General features: G+C 61.3%; 2 protein-coding genes and 1 pseudogene. All 3 read right to left on the reverse strand.

The annotated features are described in order from the left end of the window. Nucleotides 1–1,060: pseudogene (locus EOA60_RS31520) on the reverse strand (VirB4 family type IV secretion system protein); the annotation flags it as partial. Next, nucleotides 1,057–1,350: a VirB3 family type IV secretion system protein gene (locus EOA60_RS31525; RefSeq protein ID WP_128312514.1), complete on the reverse strand. Its 294-nt coding sequence runs from the start codon at nt 1,348–1,350 to the stop codon at nt 1,057–1,059. The pseudogene EOA60_RS31520 and the gene EOA60_RS31525, both read right to left, overlap by 4 nt. A gap of 3 nt (nt 1,351–1,353) precedes the next feature. Next, nucleotides 1,354–1,668 carry a TrbC/VirB2 family protein gene (locus tag EOA60_RS31530; RefSeq protein WP_127420507.1) on the reverse strand — a complete coding sequence of 105 codons (315 nt, stop codon included), beginning with the start codon at nt 1,666–1,668 and terminating at the stop codon, nt 1,354–1,356. Nucleotides 1,669–1,772 lie beyond the last annotated feature (104 nt).

A 1,772-nucleotide genomic window follows, 5' to 3' on the forward strand; every position in this document is an offset into this window, starting at 1 on the left:
GTTCGGCACTTATGTCGGACAAGGAGCGGTTCAGACCTTGGACGTCGGCGGCGAGCGCCATCACCGTCATGTGATGCTGACCGAAAACGACCTCGCCACCGGCAAGCTTGTCAGCGCCGGCGTGCACGGATTCCTCGACCGTGGTCCCGGCCTCATCCGAACCGCTGACCTGGTTCGAGATCGTGTTGATGCGTCGCATGGCGGTCACGCGATCCTCAATCGCGAATGACTGCGTCAGGATGAATTCATGCGGCAGGCGCAGCAGGCCATCGAGCGATCCGGGTGCCGTGAAGGGCGGGTATTCCTTGATCGACACCATGGCGCCGATCTTGCTCGCCTGCGCCCCCCTGATCTCCAGAGCGGATTTGCCGAAGAAGATTTGCCGCGTCGCGCAGGCGCTCGCCAAACTCATGCGCGGCAGCGGCATTTCGACATCCGCGCCGCCGGCAAGGATCTTGGCGATGAATTCCGCAGGTTCGGAAAACACGCTGCCGCGGCGTCTCACCACCCCCAAGAGCCGCGCGCCATAGGCCGAAAAATCCTTGGTGACGCCATTGAGGACATCGTGCAGTTCGGCCATCGCCTCTTCACGTGTCTCTTCGCCGGCCGTCCTGATGCGGAACGCGTTGAGCGCCCTGTCGACCCAGCCGACACGCCCGACCATCGGCCGGCGGATGAGGGTCAAGAAAGCCTCGTTGACGAACAGATTCTTTGAGCCCAACTCGTCCATGTAGCGGGCATCGAGTTCCGCCACGAAGGCGTTTTCGAAATCGCCTTCGATCTCAGGCGTGATGTGACGCCGAATGATGGTCGAATAGGCGGCAAAACGGGACGTGGAGAGGTTGCGGAATGTCGTGTTGCGATTGAACATGCGGCTGTTGAGCTCTGCCTGATCCATGGTCTGGAAGGGCAGGCCACTAAGCTGAATGACCCCGAGGAGAAAGCCGCTTTTGGTGACGACCAGGTTGTCGTCGACATGGCGCAAATACGGGACATGGGCCTCGACAGGCTTTTCGCGTTTGCGCGCTTTGGCGAATTTCAGGTCGGCGTTCACACTCACGGCGAATAGCTCCTCGCGCCCCAAAAGCCGGAGTTTGCGGCCGCGTCCCGCTTCGACAGCCGCCGTTCGACGATGTGGAAGATGTATGGGTCGCGCTGGCACAGATAGGCGCTGATCAAATGCGTCGCGCCGAACAGGCCGAGGCCAAGCGTGAAGCTGCTGGTCGCGATGAAACCGATGACGGCAGCCATGCCGTTAAGCGCGAACACCTCGTAGCGCACACCCCATTTCATCGGCGGGCGCGTCAGAGGCAGGCTGACCGCCTCGACATAGACCTCTTCGTCCTCCATCGCTCACGCGCCTCCAGCGGTGGACCGGATGGAATCGACCAGAGCTGCAGCGCCAAACACCAAAGCGATGCCGATGATGATGGAAAGCGCCATCATCCACACCAGTCTGCCGGTCATGGCAAGGAAGCCGAGAAAGCAAACGGCTATGATCCCGAAAGATCGAGCAATGCTGCCCTGCAACACACCGACGAACCATTCCAGCACACCCTCGACCGGGGCAGCCGACTGCGCGTAAGCGCTCGCCGGCGCGAGCGCCATTCCGATCGCCGCGGCGGCCATGAACTGCAGGGCGAATTTGCCCGCCTTTTTATAATCCATCCTCGTCTCACTCCTTTTTCAGTTGCCAAAATCCATGACGTGTCCGTCTTGCCAGGCGACGCCATCGGCCGCGTCGGCCGCGGCTGCGTGATGATCGTCAACGG

The sequence above is a fragment of the Mesorhizobium sp. M1A.F.Ca.IN.020.06.1.1 genome (assembly GCF_004023265.1).
GTDB lineage: Bacteria > Pseudomonadota > Alphaproteobacteria > Rhizobiales > Rhizobiaceae > Mesorhizobium.